This is a genomic window from Methylocystis borbori, assembly GCF_036576025.1.
GTDB classification, from domain to species: Bacteria; Pseudomonadota; Alphaproteobacteria; order Rhizobiales; family Beijerinckiaceae; genus Methylocystis; species Methylocystis borbori.
Genome location: NZ_JAZHYN010000007.1, coordinates 62230 through 87099, shown reverse-complemented (window position 1 = coordinate 87099; position 24870 = coordinate 62230). Strand labels below are relative to the sequence as shown.

Here is a 24870-nt window from a genome sequence, read left to right as displayed (position 1 = left end):
GGCGTTTCCGCCGTCCAATCTCCTAAACGGATCCTCAATGAGCAAGCGCATACGCAAGGCTGTGTTTCCCGTCGCCGGTCTCGGCACGCGTTTCCTTCCCGCCACCAAGGCGGTGCCCAAAGAAATGCTCACCGTCGTCGATCGGCCGGTCGTCCAGCATGTCGTGGATGAGGCGCGCGAGGCGGGAATCGAGCATTTCGTTTTCGTCACCGGGCGCGGCAAGGATGCGATCGAAGACCATTTCGACATGGCCTATGAACTCGAGGACACGCTGCGTCGGCGCAACAAGACCAAGGAATATGACGCGCTGATGTCCGATCTCCCGGCGGCGGGCGCGACAAGCTTCACCCGCCAGCAGGCGCCGCTCGGCCTCGGTCACGCGGTGTGGTGCGCGCGCGACATTATCGGCGACGAGCCTTTCGCGGTGCTGCTGCCCGACATGATCACGCTGCCCGCCGCCGGCAAAAGCGCGCGTTGCCTTGCCGAGGCGGTCGCGGCCTATGAGAAGCATGGCGGCAACATCATCGCCGTCGAGGAGGTAAAGCCCGAAGAGACGCATCAATATGGCGTCGTCGCGCGCGGAAAGGATTACGGCGCGACTTTTGAGATCACCGGCATGGTCGAGAAGCCGCCGCAGGGAACGGCGCCGAGCAATTTCATTATCTCCGGCCGCTATATTCTGGAGCCGGAGATTTTCGCGCTGCTCGAAAAGCAAGAGAAGGGCGCCGGCGGCGAGATTCAGCTCACCGACGCGATGATCGCGCTCGCCAAGACGCGGCCCTTTCATGGCGTGCGCTTCGACGGGCGGACCTATGATACGGGCTCGAAGCTTGGATTTCTTACCGCCAATGTCGCCTTCGGCCTTGCGCGCGAGGACGTCGCCGAGGGCTTGCGCGCCGAACTCAAAAAGCTCCTCGGTTAAGGCCGATGTGTATAAATATATGAAAGACAATGATTTGAGAGATCATTTCACAAGCTCTGGCGCGTTGCGGGCGTCGCAGGTTTGACGGCGGCGCGCGCCTCTCATTAAACCATTGAAGGACTTTCGAATCGGCGCGCGGCGGCGCGTGATTTAATTTAAGGAGATTGAACGCTGATGCCGAATCACAACGCCGCGCCCAGAATTGTCATCACCGGCATGGGCGCGGTTTCGGCCGCCGGCGTCGGCGCGCAAGCCTTATGGCGCGCGGCGCGCGACGGCGTTTCTTGCGTGCGGCCGTTAAAGCTCGAGCGGCCTTACGCCGGACGCATCAAAATCGCCGCGCAGGTTCCCGACTTCGATCCGGCGGCGCATATCGAAGCCGAATGGCTGCCCTATTGCGATCCCTTCACGCAATTCTCCATAGTCGCCGCCGACGAAGCGCTGGCGCAGGCAGGATTTGCGCGCAAGGAGGCGGGCGGGCCGCGCACGGCGGTCGTCATCGGCACCGGCATTGGCGGCGCGATGACGATCGATAACAACGCCTATCAGGAATATAAGCTCAACCGCCGGCCGGAAACGCTAACCGTTCCGCGCCTCATTCCGAGCGCTGCGCCGACGACGCTCGGCATGCGCTATGGCGCCAAGGGGCCGACTTTCGCGCTCGCCTCCGCCTGCTCCTCGGCGACGCAGGCGATCGGCGAGGCCTTCGAGATGCTGCGCGCCGGCCGCGCCGATCGCGCCATCGCCGGCGGCGCCGAGGCTTGCGTCATCAATGGCTCCATCCACGCTTGGGAGGCGCTGCGCGTGCTTACTCCCGATTTCTGCCGGCCGTTTTCGCAAAAGCGCAATGGCATGACGCTCGGCGAGGGCGCCGCGGTCTTCATGCTGGAGACTTTGGAGAGCGCGACGGCGCGCGGCGCGACGCCGCTATGCGAACTCGCGGGCTATGGCACGACGAGCGACGCTTTCGATCCGCTGCGCGCCGATGTCGAAGGGCCGACGCGCTGCATGCGCCTTGCCTTGGAGAGCGCCGGGGTGAAGCCGGAAGACGTCGATTATCTCAACGCTCACGGCACGGCGACCTACGCCAATGACATCACCGAGTCCGAGGCGATGCGTCAGGTCTTCGGCGACGCGCCGCCGCCGGTTTCTTCGACGAAGCCCGTGCATGGCCATGCGCTCGGGGCGAGCGGCGGGCTCGAACTTGCGATCGTCATCAGCGCGCTCAGGGAGCAGATCGCGCCGCCGACGATCAATTTTCTCGAAGCCGATCCCAAATGCCCGGTCGATCCCATTCCCAACCAAGCGCGCAAAATGCCGATCCGCGTCGCGCTGTCGAACTCCTTCGCCTTCGGCGGCATCAACGCGACGCTCGCGGTTCGCGCGATCTGATCCGTCACGCCCCGCGCAATTCCTTATTGAGCCCGTCGACGCCGTCCGAAATGGCGGTTTCTATGAGAGCGATCAATTCGTCGCGATGTTCGGCGTCGACGTCGAAGCGCACCGTCCAGGACAGCACGCTGTGCGACGCGCCGTCTTCGCGAATCTCGACGACGCCCGCATAGTCCTTCGCCGGAAAGGGATGTTGCGAACGCTCATAGCGCAGACGACGCGCGTCGGCGTCGATTTCGACGATGCGGTCGCGCATTTCTTCGCCAGTCGTCAATGTCATGATGCGCGCGGCGCCGACGCCGGCGCCTTCGACGCGGCAGGCGGAGATGATCGGAAACCAGCGATCGAGTCCGCCGATCCCGGCGATCGCCGCCCAGGCGCGTTCGGCGGAGGCGTCAAGCCGCTTGGTTATATTGACCGTCGCATTCATTTCGCCCGCTCCCTTCTCGCGCTTTCCGCAATCTGTCGCGCCAGATATTGTTCGGCGCGCCGCCAGGATTCGTCGTCGTCGCCGCGAAAGGTGAGCGTGCGGTCGTCGATGAGGAGATTTTTTTCCACATCCACCATTTGCGCCTGCGCCCATTGCACGAGCGTGCTCATCTTATGCACGCCGCCGTAAAGAATGAATTGCGCGCCCGCCTTTTTCGCCGCTTCGAAAAGCGCTTGCGGCGTCATGCGTCCCGCCGAGCAGGGAACGGGACCGCAATCGAGCGTCACGACCCTGTAAGCGCCGTCGGCGCCAAGATCCTGGCGCAGCGCCGCGCCGAAGGCGCGCAGCCGCGCTTCATGCTGATCCTTCTGGTCTCTTTCCTCGCCGGAAGTGTCGACGTAATCGAAATCGAGGACGGCGATCGTCGCCGGCGCGGCGGCTTGAGCCCATGCGCCGGCAAGCGTTGCGATGATGAGCGTCGTTGCGGCGATCGCGGTCTTCCGTGCGTGCGGCATATGCGATTCCTTCCTGCGCCGACCCTCGTCAGCTCGAAACGGGCCAGAAGGCCCCGGTGAGCAGCGCCAGCGCGATCCAGAAGCCGATCTCCAGCGTCTCGATAATAGGCTGAACGCGCTGGATCGCGCCGACGATATGCACGACGATCATCGTTCCCCACACCATCGCCATGAATTGGAATGTCGGCGTTAAGGCTTCTCCCGTCAATGCGGCGCGAAGCATGAAGAAATTCAAGATGAGCGCGAAGGCGCCGAGACAGCGGCCAAAATAGACCGCGAGATCGCGCTCCAGCGGAATTGTCCAGCCGACGAGTCGCGCCCAAAAGAGCGGCGCGAGGGCGATGGGGATCGAGAAAAGAACAAGGGTCAAGGCGCCGAGCGCGAGCAGGAATGTTTGCGCATGGGGCGCGAGAGAGCCGATCATGGCCCGCCTCCTTTCGAAAAGTCAGTCGCGCCGAGGTTAGGCGCCGCAGAGCGGAAAACTTGCCATTTCGCGCCAGCGGTGGAAGTTTCGCGCGAGACGCATTTTTCGCCGGAGCAGGAGAGGTCGTGGGCGCTCTCGGATTCACCAAGGCGCGGTCGATGGGGCCGGTCGCGGAAGCGGTCGCGCGGGCCGGCGGCTCGGTCGCGCGCGTCTTTCGCAAGGCCGAACTCCCCCTGCGCCTCATCGACGAGCCCGAACAGCTCATTCTGCTCCGCGACCAGCTCGCGCTTGTCGAACATGCCGCGCGCGAACTCGACGACGAAGCCTTGCCATTACGCCTCTCCATGCAGGCGGGGATGGAGGGGCTCGGCCTCTTCGGCTTGCGCGTGAAGAAAGCGCCGACGCTTTTCGACGCCATCGAAAGATGCAACTGCGGCATGGAATCGATGCTGCAATCCATGACGCATATGAGCCTGACGCGATGCGGCGCGCGCCTTGCGGCATGGACCTATGAAGTCTGCGACGACGTTCCCGTCGGACGCCAGAAGAATGAATTGCTCGCCTTCGGCTATATGGTCGAGGCGCTCAAGCGTTTCGGCGCCGGCGCGCCGCTGCGCGCGACGTTGCCGCAAAAGCCCCCGGCGCGCGCCGCCCTTGAAGACATTCTGGGCTGCGAGGTCGTCGCCGGAGAAAAAGCCGCGCTGATCTTTTCCGCCGAACTCTTGCGCAATCAAAATCCGACGGGCGCCGATCCGATCGACCGCCGCGTCGACGACCTCCCGGCGCCTGACGATTTTTCGGCGAGCGTCGAACATCTCATCCGCCTCGCGCTCCTCGAGCGGCGTCCCACGATCGATTATGTGCGCCGGCGGCTTGCTCTCTCCGCGCGCAGCCTGCAACGCCGTCTTTCGTCAGAAGGCGAAAGCTTCGAGGCTATTCGCCGGCGCGTGCTTCTCGCCAAAGCCAGGACGCTGCTCGCCGCGCGGGACGCGCCCATTACGCGCATCGCCTATGAGCTCGGCTATTCGGACGCCGCGCATTTCTCCCGCGCCTTCTCGGCCTGGACCGGCGAGAGCCCGCGCGCCTGGCGGCGCGGCGCGCTCGGCGCCGTGCGGGAGATGTGAGGCGGCCTTGTTTCGCTTAACGTAAAGCTCTAGGAAAAGTGAATATTTACGGGCGACGATCAAAATGACGGGCGAAAGCGAGGAGCGGGGGCGAGGCGCCCCAAAAGCGGCGGATTCTGGCCCGAAACCTAAAGGCCAAGTTGCGGGCAAGAAAGTCGCGGGCAAGAAAAACGCGGAGGCGCTCGCCGCCGCATTGCGCGCGAATCTCGCCCGCCGCAAGGCGCGCGAGCGGGCGCTGCGCGAAGATGCGCAAAGGGCGGGCGGCTCTGACGGGAAAACCGACAGCGAGGGGTAATGGACAAAATCAAGATCGTCGGCGGATCGAAGCTCAATGGCGTCATTCCGATTTCCGGCGCCAAGAACGCCGCCTTGCCGTTGATGATCGCTTCGCTGCTGACGCGCGAGACGCTCACGCTCGAAAACATGCCGCTGCTCGCGGATGTAATGCTTCTGGAGCGCATTCTCGGCAATCACGGCGTCGATTACGCCATCGCCGGCAAACGTCCGGGCGAGACCGTCGATTCCGCCCGCACCGTGCATCTCACGGCGCGCGAGATCGTCGACACCACCGCGCCCTATGAACTCGTGTCGCGCATGCGCGCAAGCTTTTGGGTGCTCGCGCCGCTCGTCGCGCGCATGGGCGAGGCGCGCGTATCGCTGCCCGGCGGCTGCGCCATCGGCACCCGTCCCGTCGATCTGTTGCTCATGGCGCTCGAAAGACTCGGCGCCAAGATCGAGATTGAGAATGGCTATGTCGTCGCCTCCGCGAAAGATGGGCTTATCGGCGCCGAGATCGAATTTCCCAAAGTCACCGTCGGCGGCACGCATACCGCCCTGATGGGCGCGGCGCTCGCGCGCGGCGCGACCGTTCTGCGCAACGCCGCGCGGGAGCCGGAAATCGTCGATCTCGCCGATTGCCTTGTGAAGATGGGCGCGCGCATCACCGGCGCGGGTCAGTCGACGATCGAGATCGAAGGCGTCGGCTCGCTTCATGGCGCGCGCCATGCGGTGATGCCCGACCGTATCGAGGCCGGCACTTACGCCATGGCGGTGGCCATGACGGGCGGCGACGTTCTGCTCGCCGGCGCGCGCGCCGATCTCTTGCAGGCGGCGCTCGATTCGCTTGCGCGCGCGGGCGCGAGCGTGAGCGAGACGAATGAGGGCCTGCGGGTGACTCGCAATGGCGCGGGACTGTCGCCTGTCGATGTCGAGACCGCGCCCTTCCCGCATTTCCCGACGGATTTGCAGGCGCAATTCATGGCGCTGATGACGCGCGCCAAGGGCGTTTCGCGCATCACCGAGACGATTTTCGAGAACCGTTTCATGCATGTGCAGGAGCTTGCGCGGCTCGGCGCGCATATCAAGCTCGAAGGCGATACGGCGATCGTGACGGGCGCCGACCATCTCGAAGGCGCGCCGGTGATGGCGACCGATTTGCGCGCCTCGGTGTCGCTCGTCATCGCCGCGCTCGCCGCGCGCGGCGAAACGACGATCAACCGCGTTTACCATCTCGACCGCGGCTTCGAGCGGCTGGAGAAGAAACTGCGCGGCTGCGGCGCCGAGATCGAGCGCATCAGCGGGCAGGGGTAAGATCAGGCTTCTCGCTCAGGCGCGAAAATCTTGCGGATTTCTGGCGGCGTTCCACATGCGCAGGACACGAACCATGCGGGACTCTTCGTCGATCCTGTAAGCGTCGATGTTCCGTTGCGCGCGGGCGGCGATCACGACGCGATAGTTCATACGCGATCAGATCGCCATGAACCGCGCCTTGAAACTTTTCTTGTCGAACGACGTGACGCGGCCCGCCGCGACATCGGCTTCCGCTTCCTTCAGGGAGGCGATCAGCTCTTCGCGTTCCTCATCGCCAAGAATCGAGTTTTCTGCCATGGCGGCCATGGAAGAAAAACCCGGCTCGGGCTTTGACGCAGGCGTTTTCATGTTTCGATCATAGCAGGAATCGCAGTCGCGTCGACCCTCACGAAATGCGGCCTATTCCACCACGATCTTCACCGGCCGCGACGCGCCCGGCGCCAGCGCGAGCCGCGCCTGAATGCGATGCGCGCCGGGCGTCATCGGCCAGAACACGGTCTCGTCTGCCTGCGCCGTTGCGAAGGGCGCGCCGTCGATCGTCCAAAGGATTTGCGTATCGTTTCCGATCGGCGCGAGCTTCAACGCGAGCGTGTTGAATTTCGCCGGCTGTTCCGGATTGCGCCAGATATGCGTATTATGTTCGGGCGTCGCGATGACGAGCGGCGCTGAGGCTAATTGCGTCTCGAGGGCTGTCGGCGCAGGGGGCGCTTCGCTTGCGGCTTGCGCTGCCTCTTCGGGCTTCACCCATTCGCGCAGCGTTTGCGCGCAATCGGCGCCCGCGTCGCTGCGGCAAAGGTCGATGGCGACGCGCCCGGGCGGCGGCGCGAAATTTTCCGGCGCGATCTCGCCTGGCTTGGCGTCATGAAGCTTGACGAGCGCGGCATGCGCGAGCCGCGCGGCGGAGGCGACGCCGGTCAGGGCGCGCGTCGCGCCGGCGTCGCCGCGTCCGAGCCACACGCCGACGATATATTTATGCGAAAAGGCGAGCGTCCAGGCGTCTCTATAGCCCTGGCTTGTGCCCGTCTTCGCCGCGACGGCGAAGGGATATTCGAGCGGTCCGTAACGCGCAAAAGAAGGGAGTCGCGCCTGCGGATCGGCAAGCATCGACGTAACGAGCCGCGCGCTATCGACCGAGAGCATGCGGCGCGGCGCGCCCTTGGCGTCATTGCGCGTGAAAGCGAGATCGCGCATGACGCCGTCGTCCGCAAGCATGGCGTAAGCGCGCATCAGATCTTCAAGCCGCGTCGGCAGCGCGCCGATCGCCATCGAGACCCCAAAGCTCTCCGCCGGCGTTTCGAGATCATGCAACCCGAGTTCGCGCAGGAAATGGAAATTCGCCTCAAGCCCGACCCGGCGCAGGAGATTCGTCGCCGGCACATTGCGCGAATTGGCGAGCGCCTGGCGCGGCGTTAAGGGCCCGAGGAAAAGCCCGTCGGCGTTGCCGACGCCCGACGCCCCTTCGGGAATGTCGTTTAAGAGATCCGTCGCCTTGAGAAGGCCGCGCTCGAAAGCGAGCGCATAGATGAAGGGTTTCAACGTGGAGCCGGGCGAACGGCGCACGCGCGTGAAGTCGAAAGCGCCGGCCTGCGGATCGCGATAATCGGACGAGCCGACATCGGCAATCACGGCGTTCGTTCCCCGTTCGACGACCATGACGGCGACCTGCCGCGCGCCGCGCGCGCGAAAGGCCGAAAGATAGCGGCGCGCGAGATGCGCGATGTCACGCTCGACATTCAAGTCGATCGCGGCGTTTATGCGCGGATCGTCGTCGGAGAGCGGACGCGCGCGGCCCTCGCGCGCGAGCTTTTCGTAGCGCAGCGCGAGATGCAGCGTCTCGGGACGGCGCTTGGCGTCGAGCGGCCGTAAGCGACCCAGTTCGCGGCGCGCCAGCGCCGCTTGCGCCGCGTCGAGCGCGCCTTCTTCTTCGAGACGCGCCAGCGCGTAACGCGCGCGCGCGACGGCGAGCGACAGGCCGCTCTCGCGCGTGACGTTCATGCGCCCCGGCGATTGCGGAATGGCGGCGAGCAGCGCCGCCTGCGCCCAGGAAAGATCGTCCACCGGTTTGTCGAAATAAAAGCGCGCCGCATGGGCGACGCCATGTCCGTTGAGGCCATAGGGCGCGAGGCGCAGATAATGCGCGAGCGTCGCCTCATGGCCGTTGCGCGCGACAATGGCGAGCGCCGTCGCGGCCTGCATTAGTTTATCAACGAGGGAGCGGGGCCGTTCGCCCTGCATGCGCGCGACCTGCATGGCGATTGTCGAGGCGCCTTCGCGCCTGCCGCGCGTCGTCAGATTGCGCCAGGCGGCTCTGAGCAGCGCGCGGGCGTCGACGCCGGGATGATCGTAGAAGCGGCGATCCTCCAGCGCGAGCGTCGCGCGCGCGACGCGCGCCGGAATCGATTTGATCGGCCAATAGCCATAGTCGACGCGCGGCTTTCCCGTCGCGGGATCGTGGGTCTTCTCGCCGATCTGCGTGAGGAATGCGCCGTTGCGATCATAGACGATGGCGCTGGCGCGGGGCGCGACGAGATCGGCGCGCGCCAGCGCCTCATGCGAGAGCCAGGCGATCGTGGCGATGAACGTAGCCGCAAAGGCAAGAGAGATTCCGCGCGCAAACCCTCTCCCATAGGGAGAGGGCGCCTGCGAAGCAGCCGGATGAGGGGTTGCGACATCTGTTGGCATGCGATTGCGTCGAACCTACAAAGATTTTTTCCCCTCACCCGACCCGGCTTCGCCGGGCCACCCTCTCCCAAAGGGAGAGGGTTTGCGCACAATTCTCTAGATCAGGGCATTATTCACTTCCCGATCTCCACGCGCGTGCCCGCGCTCGTCGCGCGCAGGCCCTTCTTATACATCGCCTCGACAAGCGCCGGCGGCTGCGTATAGGCGCCCGCCGTTTGCGCGCGTAGGCGAAAAGCGAAGCGATAGGTCCCCTTCGGCAGCGAGTCATAGGCGTAGAATACGCGGTCGTCGCCATAGGAGACCCATGTGGGCTGAAGCGTCGGCGCGCTCGAAGGCTGCGCTTCGGCGGGCGCCGTGGCGATATTGGGATTGAGGGGCTCGAAGCCGGCGGCGAGCGGGATCGAGATCGCGATATGCGTGCGATCCTCCGGATTGACGATCTCCGCCGTCTCTTCGATCACGTCGCCCTGCTTCACCCGCAAGGCGCCGTCGCTCAACTCGATCTTCTCCGGCGCCTTCCCGCTCTCGACGCGCCAGCTCTGCCGCGTGATCGCGAAGCCGTCGCTCGACGGCTGCGCCTTGGCGCCCGGCTCGGCGGGCATGTAGCGCGTCTCGACCATCGCGACGAGCGGCGCATTGGAAGCGTTGGCGATCGTCAGCGCGCCATCGCTTTGCGTCACATGGCGCGCGACAGGATTATTGGCGTCAATCGTCAGCGCATGTTTCTCGCCATCGTTGAGCGTTATGGCGATCGGCGCGACGGGCCGGCGCCAGCCTTCGGCGAGCGCCTCGATCGCCGCCGCGTCGGCGTTGGTCGTTCCCCAGCCGTCGCCTTCGCCAAGCCGCAACAGCGCCGCGCGCAGAACATTGGCGCGCGGATCGCCGGAGGCCGCGAGCGCCGCCGCGCGCACCATCTCGGCGAGGCTGCGCGTTTCCGACGGCAGGATGATCGGCGACGCGCTTTCCGCAGCCTGTCCGGCATAGACCTGAACGCCGTTGCGGCTGGCGAATTTCACGCGGCTCCACATGGCGTCGATGAGCGAAGCAAGAGCGCGCTGATCGACATTGGGGAGGCGCACGGCGGCCGAGGCCATTTGCGCGACGCTTGCGTTCGGCAGGAAATCCGCCTGGCGCGCGAATTCGGCGACGTAAGATTCATCGAGCTTTCCGCCTTCGGCGAGCGCCGCAAGCGCCTCGACGCGTTCGCGCATCTCCTCGCCGGATAAAAGGCGCGGATAGTCGGAGCGCAGCGACAATTTAAGAATATTGGCGAGACGATCCGCGAGGCTCTTGTCGATCGGCTCGCCCGCCCGCTCGGCCCGCGCCAGGAAATCATAGGCCCAGGCGGTGAGCGAGACCGTGCCGCGCGAGCGCGGCCAGAAGGCGACGAGCCCGTCGGAGTCGATGGACTGATCGATGATCTGCGCCGTCGACTTCACATTGGCGGAGACGCGGTCCTCGAGTCCCGCGGCCGCGAGAATCGGCGCGAAGCCCTTTAGCGCCAGCCCGCCGCGCGCGAGCGACAGCCGCTGCTCCGTGCAGCCGTAGGGATATTCGACAAGGGCGTTGAGGCCGGCGACGAGCTTCACGAGCGAGGGATCGGCGGCGATGATCGTCTCGCGCGAAAAACTCCCTGGCCGCGCCTTTTCGCCCGATGCGGCGAGCGTCTTTGTCTCGCCCGGCGCGATCTCGATGAGTTCGAAACGCCGCGTCGCTTCGCGATCTTCCTTCACCGGCAGCGCGACCTCGACGGCGTCTTTCGCGCGGTCGGCGTCGCGGTCGATGCGGAAGGAGAGCGTCGCGTCACCCGCGAGTTCGGCGGGCGCCTGCGCGCGCAGATCGACGCGCACAGGCCTGTTTTGCGTCCACTCAATCTTGCGGGTCGCGTCGCCCGAGAGCGTCAGCGCCGGCGCGGCGATCGACGCCTTGCCGGCGCCGCCCGGGCCCTCGACGACGCGGGCGACGAGGCCGATGTCGAAAGCGTCGCCCGGCCTGATGAAGCGCGGCAGGGCCGGCTGCGCGACGAGCTCCTGGCGGATCAGCATTTCACCGCCCGCCGCGCCGAAGCGATCCGGTCCGCTCACCGCCTTGGCGCGAAGCTTGAAGACGGTCAGCGTGTCCGGGAGCCGCACCTTGATCTTCGCGACCCCGTCGGCGCCGATCTTCACGCTCGGCAGATAGATCGGCACGGGCGTGAAATTCTTGCGCACGGAAATATTATTTTCAGCGCCCCATTCCTGCAGCTCATCGCCGTCGCCGCCGGCGATCTCTTCGAGCGGGATGACGCCGAAAGCCATGTTACGCGTGTCGCGCGCCGCCATTTGCGTCGGGCGCTCGACGATGAAATCGGGAAGCGGATCGAGCGGACGCTCTTTCGCCAGCGACAGCACCGCCTGATCGACCATCCAGAAGGTCGCTTCGCCCGAGAGCGGGCGTCCCGTGTCGTCGGAAAGCCGCAGAGCCACTTCGATCTCCTGAGCGGGGCGCGCTTTGGCGGGATGTTCGATCTTCACATTGACGATATTCTTGACCGGCGTGACCTCGATCCATTTCGTCGCGGCGATGGTGACGGGCTTGCCCTGATCGAATGTCGCGGTGGGCTGCGGCGGCGCGTCTTTCAGACGCCCGCGCATGATGAGGAAATGCACGGCGAGCTTGGGCGTCTGCTCCTTTCTGACGGGCAGCGCATAGCGCCCGAAGCCATTGGCGATGTCGACGAAATTATAGTCGTAGACGCCGTTCGGCTGTTCGACGATGGCGAGCGCGCGCGCGTTCTGAAACGGCGACTGGATGATGAGCGTCGCCGTTTCGCCGGGCGCGTATTTGTCCTTGTCGGTCGTGATCGTCGCGGATTCGGCGGGCGGGCGCGCGAAGGTGACGGGCGTGTCGCCGCCGACGAAGAAATCGACGCTCACCTGCTGACGGCGCTTCAGCCTGTCATAAGCTTCCAATTGCACGATATAGACGCCGGCTTCGCGGGTCTCCAATTCGATCTTCTGCGCCTCCTTGGCGCTCGCCACCTTGCGCTCGATGAGCGTCTCGTCATGCGCCTGCGTCACATATTTCGCCGCGCCTTGCGCGAAATCGCTCGCCTGCAGCGTCGAAATCCAGTTCCGCCGGATGAGCCGCAGCGTCATCTCAAGCCCGACCACGGTCTCGCCCTTGCCGTCGATGGCGATGAGCTCCGGCGTCACCGCGCCGGGACGCTCGACGTAGCGCGGCGTCTTTACGCCGAGCACGAAAGGCGGCAGCGCGATGACATTCTGCACATTGCGCACCTCTATGCCGTCGTCGCCCGTCACCGTCGCTTCGATGGAGTAGCGGCGCGGCTGCGCCGTCGGCTCGATCGTCGTGTCGAAGGTCATGCGCGCGGCGCCGCCGGCGTCGGTGCGCTGGTCGCGCTCCAGCACGGCGGTGGATTTGAACTTGCCGTCGCCGGAAAAACGCGCGTCGGTCGAGAAGAGAAAGCCTTCGCGCCCCGGCGGCTGGAACACATGCGGAAATTGCGCCGCGCGCCATTTGACCGGGCGCTCCGCCGCGAGCCCGCCGGCGAAATAACGCGCGAGAAGATCGACGTCGAAAGTTCCGTCGAGCGCGACGGTCTGCGGCGCATTGAGCACGACCTCGAACGTCGGCAGGCGGTAAGCCTCCTTCTTGAAGGAGAACTGCCCGCAGGAAACGTCCTGCGCCGCCTCGGCGCCTTCGCCTTCTTCCCCGGCCTCTTCGGCCTCGTCCTTCGGCGCGTCGGGCTTCTTGGATTTTTTCGGCGCGTCCGGCTCGAATTTCACGAAATAATCGCCAGTCGCCTGCGTCTGCGCGTCGAATTTATGATAGAAGCCGCCGCTCGCGTCGAGCTTCGTGGGAATGCGCCATTCCTGATTGCCGGGGCCCGAGACGACGAGCGTGCCGCCCGTCTTTGTTAGACTCAACGCGCCGCCGCGATAGCTGCGCACGAAGCCCTTGATATGCGCGCTCTCTTCCGGCCGATAGATCGGGCGCTCGGAGAAAAGATGGCAGAGCGTGCGCGGCTTTTCCGCGCGTGGCTGATCGGCTTCGCTTGTCCAAGCGAGCCATTCGGATTCTGGCTTCGACCATATTTCTCGCGAATATTCCGAAGGCGCGCTGTCGGGGTCGATGACGAGCGTATCGAGGCCCTTGCTCGCGACGATGCGGCGCGCTTCGCCGCCCCCGCGCTTGTCCGGCGTCCAGGAGAAGAAGCCCGACGAATCCGTCACGCCGCTGACGAGCGTGACGAATTTTTCGTCCTTGACGCCCTCGACGCGAATCTGCGCGCCGCTCACCGGCTGCGCCGTCGAAAGCGAGGTGACCGCGAAGCGCACGCGCGTCGGCTCTTCGATCGCCGAGAGCGTGAGATCGGTGACTTGCACGCGCAGCCAGCGCCGCTTGTCCCCATCGACCGCGCGCAGGCCGACGAGATAGGTTCCGGGCTGGCCGCGGCCTCCGATGCGGGCGAAATCTTCTTTCAGATCGATTCCGAATTTGGCGTCGGCGCCGTCACGGCGGATCGGCAGATCGACAAGCCGCGACACGGCGGGCGAGCCGAGAAATTTGATGCGTTCCTTGATGGCTTCCGCTTCGATATTGGCGCTTTCGTCCCAATGTTTCGGCTCATTGCCTGAGAGCGGCGGCGCATCGGAGTCATTCGTCTCGACTCCATGCGCCGGGAAGGGGAAGAAATCGCGCGACAGCGGGTCGATCGCATGAACGCGAATGTCGGCGCGGTCATAGCCGCGTCCGCGCGCCGGCAGAAGCTGCGGACCGAAGCGCTCGGCGACGCCGTAGCCCGCGTCCCATTGCAGCGCCGGCGCGTCGCGCGTGAAGGCGAAACGCTGCGTGAAAGCGCTCGCGAGCGGGCGTCCCTGCGCATCCTTCAGCGCGCCGGCGGCGATAGAGAGCTCATAGACGCGGTCCGACAGGAATTTCGCGGCGATGCGCAGGCGCTTGCCCTCGGCTTCGACGCTGAGATCGTCGACCGGCGGCGTAATCCGCAGCGCTTCGCGCGCGCGCAAAATATCGAGCGTCTCCGGCGCCGCGTTGAAGGAGAGCGAGAGCCGCCTTTTGGCCGTCGGCGAATAGGTCGAAGCGGCGTCGCCGCCTTCCTCTTCGCCGCTCTCAGCCGCCGGCTCCATGAGATAGGAGGCGCAACGCAGCGCGCCGTCGAGGGGATCGTCGTTCCAGCCGCGTCCGCAGCTCGCTTCCGTCGCGGCGAAGGGCGGCGCGGTGCGCAGCCGCAATTCGTAGGTCTCGTCGTCGAGGCCAGGCTCATCGGAAAGACGCAGCCGCAGGATCGCGACGCGGCCGTCTCCGATCTTTTCGCGGAAGCGGATGACGTAAGTCTGCTCGTCGGCGCGTTCGCCGCGCTCCAGCGCGCGTATCTCATAGGCCGAGGGGCTGAGAATCTGCCCGCCCTGCGGAGAGACGCCGGGCGAAGGACGCAATTCGATCGTCATGAGCCGCGTGAGCGCCGCGACATCGACAGGTTCGGAAAAGACGAGCGCGATTTGCGTCAGTTCGAGCTCCGGCTCGGCGCCATCCGCGGGGCGCGTCGAGCGCGGCGTCGGCAGAAGCGCGATAAGCCGCGTCTCCGCGCCGCCGAGCTTCACATTCACGCGCGACAGCGGCTTCCAGGCTTCGGCGGGGCGAAACTGCAGAGCGCGCGGGCCAAGCCAGCGCCATTCGCCGGCGGGCTGCGGCGTCAGTGTCGCATATTTCTGCGGCGAATCCTCCGGCCCGCCATTCTTGGGGCCCGCGTCCGAGGCGAAGAAAATCGTCACCGGATCATAGGCGCGCAAAAATCTGTCGGGCGCGACGCGCGCGCCGTCGGCGCGTTGCGCCTGATCGAAGACGGGCGGCGTCTCCGCGCGAAGCGGCTGCGCGACGCTAACGAATGCGCAAAGAGCGAGGAGCAGAACTTTTTTCATGGCCGCGCCTTTCAAAATCATCTCGTCTTGCTTTTCTTCAAACCGGCCTTGTCGAGCAGTTCCGCGACGACGTCCGCCGGCGGCGCCGCGGCGGGCGGCGACAGCCCGACGATCGCGGCGCGGATCGTGGTCGCGGTCGAATCCGCCGGCGTGCGCGCTTCGATGAAGTAGCGGCCGGGCTGGAGTTTCATCGTCTGCGCGACCCCTTCGCCAAGCGTCTTGCCTTCCGCGTCGAGGAGCAGCGCGCTTACGCGATCGGGCTCGGCGCGCACGCCAATGCCGATGTCGCGCGCTTCCTTCACCTCAAAGGTAAAGAGCGCGCTCGCGCCGGGCGAAATCGCGACCGCCTCGTTGACGCCTTCATGCGCCTCGATCGCCGGCTGCGCCGAGACGTCGAGAACGCCGGAGAGCTGGCCGTCATAAGGCGCGTAAATATCGAGCGTCGCGTCGCCCGGCGCCATGTAGCGGCTGAGATCGACGCCATTGGCGAAAGCGCGTGTCTCGCGCCTGCCGTTTTGCGTGAAGCTGACGATCGCCGGCGCGGCGCTCGTCGCTTTGAGAAGCGCGGGCCTGTCGCTTTTGAGCGCGAACCGCGCGGCCGCGCCATCGAGCGTCACGCGCTGCGGCAAATCGAGCGCGCGCGCGGCGGGCGCCGGCCAGGGCGTCGCGCCCGCGCGTTCGATCCAGAAGGCGACGAGGCCGGGCCCATGCTCGATGACGGCTTCGCCCGCGCTGTCGAGCGCGATGTCTTTGCCGCGCGCGACTCGGCCGCTGTTGGAGACGACCGTCGCCCGCGCGCCGCTGACGATCAGCCGATCATTGTTCTGGGCCTCAAGCGGGATCGAGATTTGTCCGGCGGCGGGGAAGAAGCGGGTGAAGGCGTGGCTTCCGTCGAGCTTTTTGCTCTCGCCGGCTTCGCGGGCGATGCGCGCGGGAAGCGGCGTCTGCGTAAGATTGACGAGCAGCGCGCGCGACGCCGCGCCATGCAAGACGCGCGAGGTCGCGGCGCCGTCGCCAAAGGCCGCGCGGGGTCCCGCGAAGGCGGCGAGGCCGCCGGCGAGATCGAGCGCGAGCGGGCCGGCCGCTTCGTCCATATCGACGGGCTGCGCGCTCATCGGCGGAATGACGCCGCTAAACAGGGCGCCGCCTTTCATCGCCGGGCGCGTTTCGAGATCGATCGCGCTCACCGCGACGCGCATCGGCGCGCTTCCTTCCGCGTTCCACAGCGCGAGCGGCTTTTCGCCCGCAAGCGCCAGCGCCGCGCCGGGCGAAACGCCCATCCCGCTTCCGCCGTCGAGCGCGGGCTGCGCGAAAGCCGAACGCGCGAGCCAAGCCCTTGTCTTGCCGGCCGCCGGCGCGAGCGGCGCAAGATGCGCGCGTTCGCCTTCGCCGATGTCGAGCGAAATCTCTTCGCCCTTCCAGTCGAAGGAGGCGACGCCGACGCCCGCCCTGCAGTCGCCGCGCGCGACGAGCCACATATCCTGGGCTTGCGGCGCGAGCGGGCCTGAGCGCGCCGCGCGCAGCAGATGTCCCGGCGTCGAGCCGGCGGCGATCTCCTCTTGCGATGCAAGCGTTACGAGCGCGGCGTCCGGCGTCGCGACTTTGGCGGCGCAGACTCCCGCGACGCCGTCGACGGGGTCGAGGGCGATCTCGCCGAGCCTGCGGGCGCGTCGCTCGACCGCGCGCGCGATGAGCGTCATAGGCGCGTCGCCTGCGCCGATCGGCCAGGCGACGACGCGATATTCTTCGGCCGCGGCCGGCCAGGCGGCGAGGGGCGCGCGGCCGCGCTCGACGCCGATGGCGCGCCATGTTCCGTCGGATTCGCGCTTTTCGATCGAGAGCGCCGCGTCGGCGTCTGCGCGCGCCGCGACGAGGGCGAGGCTTCCCGCCGGGGCAGGCGGCAGCGCAAGAAGATGCGCGCCCGCGCCCGTCAGCCGCGTCTCGCCTCCGAAGGCGAGCGCGCCATCGTCCTTTTCGGCGAGCAGAGACAGGCGTAGCTCGACGCCGGTTTCGGGCGCTTCCTCTTCCGCGCCCTCTTCTTCGTTCGAGGCTTCTTCTGGCGCGTCGCTTGCGCCTTCCTCTTCCGAATTGGCGCTCTCCTCCCGGCTCGCCTCTTCCTCCTGCCGATTGGCGTTCGGATCGGCGCCAAGCTCCTCGAGTTCGAGGCGATAATTTCCGGCGGGCAGGCGGCGCGAGAGCGCGACGTTCCAATCGTCGGCGCGCGGCTGCAGACGTTCGATCACATCGCCCTTGGCGTCCTTCAATACGCCGATCGTCTCCTGATCGCCGAAGCTTGCAAGATCGACGACGCCATCTTTCGCGAGCGAGAAATCGACGCGCGCGGGGAGATCGACATTGCGCGAGGCGTCGGGTTGCAGCTCTGTCGAATCGAGCGTCACCTCATAGTCGAGACGGTCGTCATGGGCGAGGCTTCGCGCTTCGAGACGATAGTCGCCGGCCGCAAGCTTCGATTTGAACGGCCTGTCGGGCGCGACCTTGCCGACGCTTTCATTCTCGCCTTTGAAAATCTCGCCGACCATACCGTCGCCGATCGAGAGGTCGATCTCGGCGTCGCCGTAAAGCGAAAAGCGCCAGACGTCTGGCGCGCGCGGCGCGTCGCGCGCCTGTGGCTCGCGCCATTGCAGCTTTTGCGTCTTGCCGAAGGGCAGCGTATGCGGCCCATGGCCTTCGAGCCTCGGCTCTGGGACGATCGGCGTCAGCCGCGCGACCATGCGCGCGTCGACATCCCTCGGCAGAACGACGAGCCTATATTGGCCTTTCTCGAATCGCCGCGTCATGCGCCGCAATTCGCCGGGCGCCGCGAGCGGCCAGCCGTCAGCGTCTTCTAACCGCGCGCGCCATTGCTGCTTGAGGCCGAGAAGGTCGAGGCGATAGTCACCCTCGCGCGTAATCTCGATCGGAACGATGGCGCCCTTGCCGGGCGCGAGCGTCGCGCGCGCGATTCCGGAGTCGGCGAGCTTCACTGTGGGCGCGAGCGACGCCGGCGAAATCGCGAGGCCGAGATGGCCGGCGGACTCCTTCGCGGTGACGGCCGCGCGATAGGCGCCCGCGCGCAGAAAACCCGTCACCAGCGCATTGTCGCCGGGCCCGTTCGCTTCGCCTTCGCCAAGACGCGGCGAGACATTGGCGCCGATGCGCAGCGCCGTCTTCAACCGCCCCAATGTCTCGATGCGATAGAGGCCGCCCTCCGCCACGTCGAAGCGTAGCCTCTTGGTTTCGTCGCGCGCGAGATCGAAAAAGGCCGGACGCGCGGCGGAAGCGGCAAGCGGACTTTGCGTCGGCTTGCCTGGCTCATCCGGCTTTTTCGGCTCGGCGCCCGGAAGGAAGATGAGGCCGAGCGCGCGCGGCTTGTCAGAGGGCGCGACCTTGATCGTGACGAGACGCTGTTCGTTCTCCTCGCGTTCGTCGGCGAGCGTGAGCTTGATGTCGGCGCCCTTGGAGTCGCGCGCAATCACTTTGCCTGTCTTGGGAAGACGCGCCGGCAAGGCGATCTCCTTGCCCGCCTCCTGCCACAGCGCCAGCGGCGCCTTGCCCAGTTCGGCGGGGAGCGCGACGACGCGCGGGCCAGTGAGCAGGCTCGGCGCGACATTGGCGAGTATAAGATAGGAGCTGTCGCTTTGAAGTGTCTGCGCGCCAAAGGAGATGGTGCTGCGCGACGGCGCGGGGGTTGGCGCGGGCGCGGCGAGGCCGGGCGGCCCGAGCGTCACGTCGATGACGCCGCCGGCGTCGCCCTTGGGCTCCAGATTGAGAAAATAATAGCCCGCCTGCAGATCATAGCGCCCGGGATTCTTCCCGTCCGCGCGCGGCGCGAGCGCGCCGAGCGCCGGTTCGATCGTGGCCTCGACCTTCACCCCCTTGGCGTCGATCGCGACGGGGCCGTCGCGCGTCGCCTCGAACAAGATCGAGACGGGGCCGAAGAGATTGAACTTGCCGCGCCAGGCTTTTCCGGCGCCGATGCGCGGCGCGTCGGAGGCGATGACGCGCGTCGCGCCGTCCTTTTCGATGCGCGCGAAAAGCGCCGTCGCCGGCGCGTCGTCGCCGCCATCGCCGGCGAGATCGACGCCGACGAGATAGGGTCCCGATCCTTCGAAGGTCTCGCGGTTCGACTGGCGAAGGCCGCGCAGCGTGAACTTCTCTCCCTCATAGCCGGAGATTTCGACGCGGGCGTCGGTCTTGCCGTCCGAGGAAAGCCGCAGCGTCGCCACGGGCGCGCGGCTCGCCTTGGAGATCGTCTCGACGGCGCGCTGATCGCCGCGCCGCGCCTCAAGCCGCGCCGGCGTCTGCTGCGCGAGGTCGAGACGGAAGGCGTCATAGCTCGCCGGCGCGTCGTAGCGCGCAGCGCCGAAGGGGCCGATCACGCCTTCCGCGACGCCCGCCGCGAGCGTCTCCGGTTCGTTGAGCCGCAACATGAAGGGCTGCGCGTTTCCCCCCTGCGCCCAGACGAGCTTCTCGCCGCCATAGGCGGTGACGATATAGCGCCCCGGCTCCAGCGCGCCTTCGAGGCGCAGCCTGCTCATGGCGCGGCCGGGCTTGGTTTCGACGGTCTCCTGCTCGAAGGAAAGCTCGACGAGCTCGCCGTCATTGCGCCAGACGCGCAGATCGCTGAGCGCGCGGCCGATCGCCTCAAGACTGACGCGGCCTTCGGCGCCGACCTCGAAGGCATAGGAGCGCTGTTGAAGATCGCCGAGTTCGCCGCTTTCAATGCGCCCCGGCGCGAGCGTCGGCCGTGTCGGGTCGGCTTCGACGAAAGCCTGCGCGGAAAGCGTCGTCTTGCCGCTTGCGCCCTTGGCGCCAGAGACGCGCAGCTTATAGACGCCCTTATCGAGCAGCGCGTCGATGCGGCCGTCGCGCAGGCCCGGCGCGCCGCTCGAATCGAGCGGGCCGGCGATCATGTCCACGAGTTCGATGCGCGCGCCCGAGGGGCTTTGCGCCCGGATCGAATAGCGGCCGGGCGCCGGAATGGCGATGAGACTCGCGCCATCGCGGTCCGCCGGAAGCGATGGGGGCGAGAACTGGCCTTGCCCGGGTTTCGCGGCCGCTGCGCTCTTCGCCGATTCCGCCGCGGCGCGAAGGGCGGGCGGCGGCGCGAACGCCAAGGCGCAAGCCGCCGCGAGTAAGGCGAGGGGCCGGGACTTCATGCGACCTCCGGAACGCGCGGCGGGTCCGTAACGCCGCGCCGCATTGGGGAAAAGGATAGCGTCATTTGTTGCGCCGCCACGACGGCGCGGGCGGATTTTCCCGGAACCTTTCCTAGTTCCTCTCCGCAGCCGCATGAAAATCCGATAAAATTGATATGGAAAAGGCGGCGCAAGCGCCTAATTCCGGTCGGGGGAGGTCTGATATGAGACATATGAAACATCCCATTCATCCGACGACCGGGGCGCTGACATTGTGTCTCGTCCTCGCGGCGGCGCCGGCGGCTATGGCGCGTCCGGCCTGCGTCTATCAGGACGCTTTTCTCTTCGACAGCACGACCTACAACGCCTATCTCGTCGGAACGATTCCCGCGCCCGCGCCGGTCGAACTTGTGCGCCTCGGCAAGAAATGGAGCTTCATTTCCTATGACGGCGAGTCGGGCTATGTGGCGACGCGCCATCTTATCAGCAATTCCGGCGCGCGGCCCGATCCGCCTCCGGGCGTGTGGGAGCAGGAGGCGGAGAGCCAGACGCTGAGGCGGGAGATAGATCCCCTGACGAGCCCTTATTTTCCTGGCGGCGCGCGCTTCGGTTTGCGGGGGCGCGGGATCGGCTTTGGCGGCAATTACGTGGGCGACCCCTATTTTGCGGGCTTTCGGCGCACGCCCTGGACCAACCGGGTCAATTGGGGGCGCGCAAGCTATCTTCCGCCCGATTCGCCGAAATGGGCGGTTTGCGGCCTCGCCGGCGACTCCGCGCGTCGCGCGGTCAGGCGGGCGCGATAGGCGAAGCGCTCTCCCTCGGCGCGGGGCGATCAAGATTGGCGTTGGAGCGGACATGGCCGCAAGATAGATTGTCAGGCAAAGCGTCGTCGTGCGCCAACGCACGCGCATGGGCGCAGGGGCTCATAGGGGAAGCGGGATATGCGTCTCTTTATTTTGATCTTGATGTTCGCTGCGGCGATGTCGGGCGCCGCCTCGGCGATGAAGCTTCAGCTCGCCTATCCCGTCACGCTGCATGCGGGACCGGAGCGTCATTACGAGCCGATCGGCGCGGCCGCGGTGGGCGAATGGATCAGGATTTTGCGCGACGATCCGCGCTGGACACGCATCGCCATGGATGACGGCCGCCGCTTTTTCGTCGCGACAGTGGATCTCATGACCGTTTCGGCGCAGCCGACCCTGACCTCGGGCTGCGATTTCTTTTATCCCTATTCCGGCTCCAACCATTATTTTTACGGCGGTCTGACGGAGGCGCGCCACAGCGAGCCGCTCGGCGCGCTGCTTGGCTATCATCGCACCTACCCGTGCTGACCCGGAAACCGTGAGCGCGTCACATCACAGGCTGTCGCCGGCGCGAGCGAGATCCATCTGCGGCGCGCGCGTCTGCGTGTCGGCGAATTTCGCGCGATAGACGACGAAATTCTCCATCACCCGCTGCACGTAGTTGCGCGTCTCGGTGATGGGAATGCGTTCGACCCAGTCGATCGGATCGACATTGGCCTTGCGCGGATCGCCATAGGCGTCGATCCACTGCTTCACGCGGCCGCCGCCGGCGTTGTAAGCGGCGAAGGTGAGGAGATAAGCGCCTCTATATTCGCCGAGCAGAATGCCGAGATGCGCCGCGCCCAGCTGGGCGTTGAACGGCGGATCGCTCAGCATGCGCGAAAGATCGAAGCTCACTCCGCGCATATAGGCGGTGTGGCGGGCCGTCGAGGCGATCATCTGCATCAGCCCCATGGCGCCGGCGGAAGAAACCGCTTTCGCGTCGAAGGCGCTCTCCTGCCGCGCGATGGCGAAGACGATGGAGCGCGGCGCCGAGCCCGGCAGGACGTCGAATTGCGGCACGCCATACGTCGGAAAGGCGAGATCGTCGAGCGCGATCCCGCGATAGGATGCGGCCTTGCCATAGACGAGGGAGAGCTTGGCGTCGCCCTGGCGCGCAATGACCGCGCCGAGCGCGGCGACCTGCGTCGGGTCTTGCAGATATTTCGCGCCGTCGAGCGCGAGCGGCGCGGCGATGTCCTTTTCTCCGACGGCGAAGAGAAGCTCCGCGATGCGGATGGCTTCGTCCCGGTTCTCTCCCTGGGCGGGCGCGGGCGCCGGACGCAGCGGGCGATCCTCGGCGCCGAGCCGCGCATTGGCGAGCTGGCCGTAGAAGGTCGTCGAATGTGTCGCCGCCTGCAGATAGAAATTGCGCGCCCTGACGTCGTCGTCGCTCGTGCGCGCGGCCTCGACCGCGCGCCCCAGCCAATAATGCGCGCGCGACTTTTGCAGCGGCGTCTCCGCGATATCGGCGATGCGCTGGAAATGGCGCTCCGCCTTCGCGGGGTCGGAGAGGAAGCGCAGGGCGATCCAGCCGGCGTTGAACTCGGCGTCGACCTTATTGCTGGTTTTTACGGCGGCGTGCTCGGCGCAAAGAATATATGCGGTCTGGGCGTCGCCCTGGTCGAGCAGCTTGCGGGCGACGATGCGCCGCTCCTCCCACCAGAGGTCGCCGGCGACGACCTGCCGGGGATCGCTCGGCGTCCTGCGCAACAGCGCGCCGGCCTCGACGAATTTCTTGGCGTCGCGCAGCTTGCGAATGCGTCCGTAGAGCAGGCCGGGGTCGTTTTGCAAGGAAGCGGGCAGGGCGCCGATCAGCTTGTCGCCGCCGAGGATACGGGCGCGGGCGAGCGCCGTCACATCCTTGCCGGCCCAGGCCGCTGCGCGCAAAGCGAGCGTATTCTTGCCGAAATAGAGCAGCCGGTCGGCGCGATATTTGTGATCGGCGGGCGTCAGAAGCTCGCCGAGCTCCTTATAGAAGGTCTGGTCGAACGCCGGTCCGAGCTCCTCTTCCCGCCAAGCCTCGCGGGCGAGCGCCGCCGCATTCTCGAAATCGCCCTCGCGGGCGAGGATGCGGGCGAGCGCATATTTGCCGTAGCCGGTAAGCGGCTTGGTTTCGGAAAACCACGCCCGCACCGTCCTGTCGGGATGGCGCTCGGCGACGAGCGCCTCTTCGGCGCGCCGGCGCAGCCAGTCGGCGGCCGGCCAGTTGGGGTGGTCGTCGAGAAAGGCGGCGAGACGCTTGAAGCCGGCTTCGCGCGGATGAAGACGCAGGGCCGCCCAGCGCGCGGCGGCGGCCGCCCGCGTCGATTGCAGCCGCGCCGCGACGTCGTCGCCAGAGGCGAAATCGCCGCCCCGATAGGCGGCGACGGCTTGCGCGAAGGCTTCAGCGTCCTCGCCGAGCAGCGCCTCGGCGGGGCTGGCGAGAAGGCCTTGGCCCTTGAGCCAGCTTTCCGCGGGGGCGTAAGAAGCGAGCGGCGACAGCGCGCCGTCCTCGGCGCTAAAGAGCGGATTGTCTACCGGGTGGGCGGCCTCGCCGTCCGCCGGCGCGCGTTCGACGAAGTCGCGCAGGGCTTCCTGGGCCGTGCCGACGCGAGCGCGCCAGGCGTGAAGGCTGAAAGGAATGGCGCGCGCCCAGCGCGATTCCGCCTTGCGCTTCGCCTCGCCGTCGCCGAGGCGGTCGAGGCCGGTGAAAGCGGGAACGGCGATCGCGAAGGCCGCAAGGCCGATCGTCAGCTTGAAGCGCGCGGCAACGCGTGGAGGCATGATCATTGGAGCGCGTGTCCCTAAAGCCGTAAAAAGTCTGCTCTCATTTGGTTTACGAAGGGTCAATCGCATGGCGCGCCCTTGAAACTTGCGCCGCACAAGCATGGGGCTTTCCTCGCCGCCGCCCAGCAGCTATGTAGGGCGCTTCCATCATAGCGGCGCGATTGCGGCGGCTGTGAGGCGTGGGGAAAGCTTTGATTCTATGAGCAGAAAGCCGATTTTTCACGGGTCCGTGACGGCCCTCGTCACGCCGTTTAAAAATGGAGAAGTCGACTTTGACGCTTTGCGGGCGCTGATCGATTGGCAAATCGAAAATGGGACGCATGGGCTGGTGCCGGTCGGCACCACCGGCGAAAGCCCGACGCTCAGCCATGAGGAGCACGGACGGGTCATTACCGAGACGATTCGCGCGGCGCGCGGGCGCGTGCCGGTCATCGCCGGCGCGGGCTCCAACAATACGCGCGAGGCGATCGCCCTCGCCGGCCATGCGGAGCGGGCCGGCGCCGACGGGCTGCTGATCGTCACGCCCTATTATAATAAGCCCAATCAGGAAGGGCTTTATCTGCATTTCAAGGCGATCAACGACGCGGTCTCGATCCCCATCGTCATCTATAATATTCCGCCGCGCTCGGTGGTCGACATGAGCGTCGAGACGATGAAGCGCCTGTCCGAATTGAAGAATATCGTCGGCGTCAAGGACGCGACCGGCCAGATCGGCCGCATCTCGCTGCAGCGCGAGGCGATGGGGCCTGATTTCATTCAGCTTTCCGGCGACGACCTCACCGCGCTCGCCTGCATGGCGGCGGGCGCGCATGGCTGCATCTCGGTCGTCGCCAATATCGCGCCAAGACTCTGCGCCGATCTGCAGAACGCTTGCCTTGCCGGGGACTTCGCCAAGGCGCTCGAGATTCAGGACAGGCTCACGCCGCTCCACGTCGCGACCTTTCTCGAAGCTGGCGTCACCGGCGCGAAATATGGCCTGTCGCTCCTCGGCAAGGTCGAAGAGGAGGTGCGGCTCCCGCTCGTGCCAGGCACGCAGCCGACGAAGGACCGCATCCGGGCCGCCATGGTTCACGCGGGCGTGTTGACTGCTTAAATTCATA

General features: G+C 66.3%; 17 protein-coding genes. 8 read left to right on the top strand and 9 right to left on the bottom strand.

The genetic code is table 11. The features are described 5' to 3' along the window. Nucleotides 1–37 precede the first annotated feature (37 nt). A complete protein-coding gene (gene galU / locus V3H18_RS04035) occupies nt 38–922 on the top strand; it encodes a UTP--glucose-1-phosphate uridylyltransferase GalU (RefSeq protein ID WP_332080627.1) in 885 nt (294 codons plus the stop codon). A gap of 174 nt (nt 923–1096) precedes the next feature. Beyond that, a complete protein-coding gene (locus V3H18_RS04030; protein WP_332080626.1) occupies nt 1097–2314 on the top strand; it encodes a beta-ketoacyl-[acyl-carrier-protein] synthase family protein in 1218 nt (405 codons plus the stop codon). Nucleotides 2315–2318: 4 nt separating this feature from the next. On the opposite strand, the gene V3H18_RS04025 is transcribed toward V3H18_RS04030, so the two are convergent. From V3H18_RS04025 to V3H18_RS04015, 3 genes are read right to left on the bottom strand one after another with little or no spacing between them, the layout of a single operon-like run. Then, nucleotides 2319–2744: an SRPBCC family protein gene (locus V3H18_RS04025; protein ID WP_332080625.1), complete on the bottom strand. Its 426-nt coding sequence runs from the start codon at nt 2742–2744 to the stop codon at nt 2319–2321. Then, nucleotides 2741–3259: a DUF2380 domain-containing protein gene (locus tag V3H18_RS04020; protein WP_332080624.1), complete on the bottom strand. Its 519-nt coding sequence runs from the start codon at nt 3257–3259 to the stop codon at nt 2741–2743. Before V3H18_RS04020 ends, V3H18_RS04025 begins: the two co-directional genes overlap by 4 nt. A gap of 28 nt (nt 3260–3287) precedes the next feature. Then, on the bottom strand, nt 3288–3683 hold the full coding sequence (locus tag V3H18_RS04015; RefSeq protein ID WP_332080623.1) for a hypothetical protein: 396 nt from the start codon (nt 3681–3683) through the stop codon (nt 3288–3290). A 125-nt stretch (nt 3684–3808) separates the two neighbouring features. Between V3H18_RS04015 and V3H18_RS04010 the strand changes: the two genes are divergently transcribed. The 3 genes from V3H18_RS04010 (at nt 3809) to murA (ending at nt 6397) form a co-directional block, all read left to right on the top strand. Then, nucleotides 3809–4807 (top strand): AraC family transcriptional regulator, encoded by a 999-nt coding sequence (locus tag V3H18_RS04010; protein WP_332080621.1) that lies wholly within the window; start codon nt 3809–3811, stop codon nt 4805–4807. 64 nt (nt 4808–4871) lie between these two features. Then, nucleotides 4872–5102, top strand: a complete 231-nt coding sequence (locus V3H18_RS04005) for a hypothetical protein (protein ID WP_332080620.1) — start codon at nt 4872–4874, stop codon at nt 5100–5102. Next, nucleotides 5102–6397: a UDP-N-acetylglucosamine 1-carboxyvinyltransferase gene (gene murA, locus V3H18_RS04000; protein WP_332080619.1), complete on the top strand. Its 1296-nt coding sequence runs from the start codon at nt 5102–5104 to the stop codon at nt 6395–6397. The genes V3H18_RS04005 and murA overlap by 1 nt, the downstream gene beginning before the upstream one ends. Before the next feature lie 15 nt (nt 6398–6412). Here the strand turns inward: murA and V3H18_RS03995 are convergent, their stop codons facing one another. From V3H18_RS03995 to V3H18_RS03975, 5 genes are all read right to left on the bottom strand, one after another. Next, nucleotides 6413–6547: a hypothetical protein gene (locus tag V3H18_RS03995; protein ID WP_332080618.1), complete on the bottom strand. Its 135-nt coding sequence runs from the start codon at nt 6545–6547 to the stop codon at nt 6413–6415. 6 nt (nt 6548–6553) lie between these two features. After that, nucleotides 6554–6745 (bottom strand): hypothetical protein, encoded by a 192-nt coding sequence (locus V3H18_RS03990; RefSeq protein ID WP_332080616.1) that lies wholly within the window; start codon nt 6743–6745, stop codon nt 6554–6556. Between the two features lie 51 nt (nt 6746–6796). After that, nucleotides 6797–9079: a transglycosylase domain-containing protein gene (locus V3H18_RS03985; protein WP_332080615.1), complete on the bottom strand. Its 2283-nt coding sequence runs from the start codon at nt 9077–9079 to the stop codon at nt 6797–6799. A gap of 113 nt (nt 9080–9192) precedes the next feature. Further along, the gene (locus tag V3H18_RS03980) at nt 9193–15042 is read right to left on the bottom strand and encodes an alpha-2-macroglobulin family protein (protein ID WP_456299373.1); all 5850 of its coding nucleotides are present in this window, start codon (nt 15040–15042) and stop codon (nt 9193–9195) included. Continuing rightward, on the bottom strand, nt 15039–20180 hold the full coding sequence (locus V3H18_RS03975; protein ID WP_332080613.1) for a hypothetical protein: 5142 nt from the start codon (nt 20178–20180) through the stop codon (nt 15039–15041). The genes V3H18_RS03980 and V3H18_RS03975 overlap by 4 nt, the downstream gene beginning before the upstream one ends. A 203-nt stretch (nt 20181–20383) precedes the next feature. Between V3H18_RS03975 and V3H18_RS03970 the strand changes: the two genes are divergently transcribed. Further along, entirely contained in the window at nt 20384–20962 is a 579-nt protein-coding gene (locus V3H18_RS03970; RefSeq protein WP_332080612.1) for an SH3 domain-containing protein, read from the top strand. A gap of 138 nt (nt 20963–21100) precedes the next feature. Next, entirely contained in the window at nt 21101–21490 is a 390-nt protein-coding gene (locus V3H18_RS03965; protein ID WP_332080611.1) for an SH3 domain-containing protein, read from the top strand. Nucleotides 21491–21514: 24 nt separating this feature from the next. Here V3H18_RS03965 and V3H18_RS03960 read toward each other — a convergent pair whose 3' ends face one another. Next, entirely contained in the window at nt 21515–23767 is a 2253-nt protein-coding gene (locus V3H18_RS03960) for a lytic transglycosylase domain-containing protein (RefSeq protein ID WP_332080610.1), read from the bottom strand. A gap of 202 nt (nt 23768–23969) precedes the next feature. Between V3H18_RS03960 and dapA the strand changes: the two genes are divergently transcribed. Beyond that, entirely contained in the window at nt 23970–24863 is an 894-nt protein-coding gene (dapA, locus tag V3H18_RS03955; protein WP_332080609.1) for a 4-hydroxy-tetrahydrodipicolinate synthase, read from the top strand. Nucleotides 24864–24870: the final 7 nt, after the last annotated feature.